General features: G+C 33.8%; 5 protein-coding genes. All 5 read right to left on the reverse strand.

Features of this window, described 5'->3' with window-relative positions; all coding sequences use genetic code 11:
* A partial coding sequence (locus ACIQ0D_RS12280; protein ID WP_395806034.1) for an NADH-quinone oxidoreductase subunit H occupies positions 1 to 288 on the reverse strand: 288 nt, incomplete at its 3' end.
* Between the two features lie 69 nt (positions 289 to 357).
* Entirely contained in the window at positions 358 to 1,164 is an 807-nt protein-coding gene (murI, locus tag ACIQ0D_RS12285; RefSeq protein WP_395806036.1) for a glutamate racemase, read from the reverse strand.
* Positions 1,165 to 1,280: 116 nt separating this feature from the next.
* Entirely contained in the window at positions 1,281 to 1,832 is a 552-nt protein-coding gene (locus ACIQ0D_RS12290; RefSeq protein WP_395806038.1) for an OmpH family outer membrane protein, read from the reverse strand.
* A gap of 45 nt (positions 1,833 to 1,877) precedes the next feature.
* On the reverse strand, positions 1,878 to 2,405 hold the full coding sequence (locus ACIQ0D_RS12295) for an OmpH family outer membrane protein (protein ID WP_395806040.1): 528 nt from the start codon (positions 2,403 to 2,405) through the stop codon (positions 1,878 to 1,880).
* Positions 2,406 to 2,528: 123 nt separating this feature from the next.
* Positions 2,529 to 3,525 (reverse strand): BamA/TamA family outer membrane protein (locus ACIQ0D_RS12300; RefSeq protein ID WP_395806042.1); only part of this gene is annotated, 997 nt, incomplete at its 5' end.

Genomic DNA, 3,525 nt, shown 5'->3' on the forward strand with positions numbered 1-3,525 from the left:
CCATGGCAACGCAGCAAAACCTAAATAAACCGAGACAAAAATAATGATTGGAGCTAGTACAAAGAGAAATTTATCAGCAGCTTTAGGAATAATAAATTCCTTTTGAAGCATTTTCAGAATATCAGCAAATGCCTGGAGTGAGCCATATTTACCTACTTCCATCGGACCCAATCGATCTTGTATAAAAGCAGATATTTTACGCTCTGAATAGACAGCAAACAAGGTAAACAGGGCAGTAAACATAAATAATGCACTAGCAACCAAGATGTATGTCAGATAGAAATTCAATTTGTAGCTTTTGTATATGCAAACTTACATAATCTGCATAAAAATGTAGTGCATTTCACATATTAAAACTTAATCCCAGATAGGTTTATAAGATAAATGTATTTTTTCACCAAAAAACAAGCGTGTACTACTTGCAAAAGAAGGGGTATAATCTGAAATATAAAATTGATGTTTCTTTACCGGGCCAGCATTTAAAAGTTCAAGGGCAGTTAAACGTTCTTTTAAATGTTCTGCAACAATTTCAGCCGTATTAATAATTTCAACCTTTCCTTTATAAAAAGCCTGTATTTCTGGCTTAATTAGGGGGTAATGTGTACAAGCTAAAATCAGGCTATCAATTCTTTTTAATTTTGATGATGATAAATATGAGTTAATCACCGTATTACTGATGGTATTATTGAAAAAACCTTCTTCAATCATTGGAGCCAATAAAGGTGTGGCTAGGGAAGAGACTTGAATTTCAGGGTTTATCGCTTTAAACTTTTTCGCGTAAATATCAGAGCGAATAGTTGATTTTGTTCCAATTACGCCGATTCGACCATGATTAGGTGAATTTGCGAGTAAATTAACCACAGGATCAATTACATTCACAATTGGCACTTTATCTCCTAAAAAGTGAACAAGTTCATGAAAAGCATGCGCAGAAGCGGTATTGCAGGCGATTAAAATCAGTTTGCAGTTTTTATCTAACAAAAATTTGGCGATTTTAAGGCTATAGAATTTAATCGCTTCAGGCGACTTATCCCCATAAGGCATGTGGGCTGTATCGCCAAAGTAAATTAATTGCTCTTTGGGCAGTATCTTGCGAATGGCATTCGCCACTGTTAATCCCCCGATGCCAGAATCAAAAATCCCAATAGGTAGTGCTGAACTCATATTTCAAAATTAAGATAATATTTTAAACCTATCACGTATAGAATTAGCGAAATCAAAATTTGGACAAAAAAAAATGCGAAGCTAAAAGCTTCGCATTTTAATTAGAATCATTATAATTATTTTGCTGCAGGTGTAGCTACAATACCCAATTTAGTTTTAACAATAGCGATGATATCTTCACCACCGTCAAAGTAAATTACTCCTGGCTGTGATACATCAAAAATATAAGCAAAACCCTTTTCTTTTGCAACAACTTTAACCGCATCTTCAGCTTTCTTAAATACAGGGGTATAAAGTTCAGTACGTTTAGTAGTTAATTCTTCTTGAGCTTTTTCCTGAGCGTCTGTTATACGTTTCTCAAGATCTTGAATTGTACCACCAAGGGTAGTTAATTCTTTCTCTAGAACAGCTCTATTAGCCTCACTTAGAGTTTTGTATTTCTCTTCATAAGTGGTTACTAATTTTTGACGCTCTGCTCCCATCAACTCAAGAGATGTTTGCTTAGCTTTCGCATATGTTTGAAAACTTGCATCTGCAGTCTTCATTTCTGGCATTGCTTGTAATAAATCAGCAGAATTAATATGACCAAATTTTTGCTGTGCATTTGCCGCATTTCCTGAAATTATCATTCCTACTGCAAGCACTCCTATTTTTAATAGATTTTTCATTGTTTTTTTATAGTCTGTTTTTGTTTATGATTAGTAAGATCTTATTTATTTTGTTGCACCCGGCTTATAACCAAGTTTTGTTATTATTTCATTACTTCTATCTAAACGCGGATTTGCATACAATAGCGTAATCTCGCTGTTTTTATCAAATATCATATCAAGTTGTTGTGCATCTGCAATTGCTTGTATTGCTTTTGAAACACGATCTTGGATAGGTTTAATCAATTTTGATCGGACTTGAAAAAGTTCACCTTCAAAACCAAACTTAATACGTTGGTATTCCTTTGCTTCTTGTTCTTTCTGTATTATTTCTTCTTCACGTTTTTTACGCATTTCAGCGGTTAGCAATACTTGATCTGCCTGATAGGCTTTAAACATATCTTCAATGTTGGCAAATTTTATATCAACCTCTTTCTGCCACTGTTCAGATAATGCATCAAGCTGTTTTTGCGCTGAATTATATTCTGGAATATGTTTCAAAATATAATCACTATCAACATAGGCGAACCGTTGTGCATAAGATCCTAAACTTGTAAGGACCAATAATAATGCGATTATAACGATTTTTTTCATTTGTATATAATTATTTTGCTAATCCTGTATTGTTTTGAATTGAAAAAGCAATTAAAAATCTAAAAAAGCTTGAGCAATTTAAGATTTATTTTTCTGATTTTATATTTGTCGCAATTAGATCAATTAATTGAAACCTCCATTAATCGCTTGAGAAATACTAAACGTAAAAGGATTTCTTCCATTGTCTGGTAAGCCAGGAATTTTATCAAAGGCAAAGCCGTAATCAATTCCTAACAATCCAAATATAGGAAGGAATACCCTAGCCCCCACACCAGCGGTTCTTCTAATGTTAAAAGGTGCAAAATCCCTAAACCTATTCCATGTATTTCCACCTTCAGCAAAAGCAAGAACAAAAATTGTTGCGCTCTGACTGGCGGTAATTGGGTGTCTTACCTCTAACACATATTTATTGAAAATTGGACTACCTGAACCTTGTGCAATTCTAGGATCAGCACCAGCAGGAATAACTGAATTATTAGCATATCCACGCATAGCAATAATCTCGGAACCTTGTAGGAAGTCAAAGCCCTGCATACCATCACCTCCAAGCTTAAATCGCTCGAATGCCGACTGACCAACAGCTTGATTATAGACACCTAGGAATCCAAATTGAGCTTGAGCTTTAAAAATTAATTTACCATAAATTCTTTGGAACCACTGTGATTCAAACTTCCACTTATGATATTCAGTGAAACGATATTTTTCTTTATCGGTAGCTATAGCATAATTTGTTTTGTTAAACAAAGAATAAGGAGGCGTAGCCTGGATTGTTAATTTTAAATTGGAACCCGACGTTGGGAAAATTGGAACATCCACCGAACTTCTACTAATTTCCTGAGTTAAATTAAAGTTATAAGAATTACCAGATGAAAATATAAACTGATTATAATTATTTAAAATATATTGCTGCAAATTGATTGATGTATTAGCTTGGAAATAATCATCAGGCCATTTTAAACGCTGTCCACGTGAAAAAGTCAAACCATTTAATCTAATCTTCTGCTGATTTATATCATTATTTCTTAAACCATTAGATTGAAGCGATGTAAATGCACTAATTCCGAAATAAATAGGTTTTTTACCTCCTAACCAAGGTTCAGAAAATGAAAAACTATATGAT

Source organism: Daejeonella sp. (assembly GCF_044342615.1).
In the GTDB taxonomy this organism is placed as follows: Bacteria; Bacteroidota; Bacteroidia; order Sphingobacteriales; family Sphingobacteriaceae; genus Daejeonella.

Bases quoted from the DNA above. Each gene is read 5' to 3' on its own strand.
- murI (WP_395806036.1), bottom strand. From the start codon at position 1,164: ATGAGTTCAGCACTACCTATTGGGATTTTTGATTCTGGCATCGGGGGA.
- ACIQ0D_RS12290 (WP_395806038.1), bottom strand. From the start codon at position 1,832: ATGAAAAATCTATTAAAAATAGGAGTGCTTGCAGTAGGAATGATAATT.
- ACIQ0D_RS12295 (WP_395806040.1), bottom strand. From the start codon at position 2,405: ATGAAAAAAATCGTTATAATCGCATTATTATTGGTCCTTACAAGTTTA.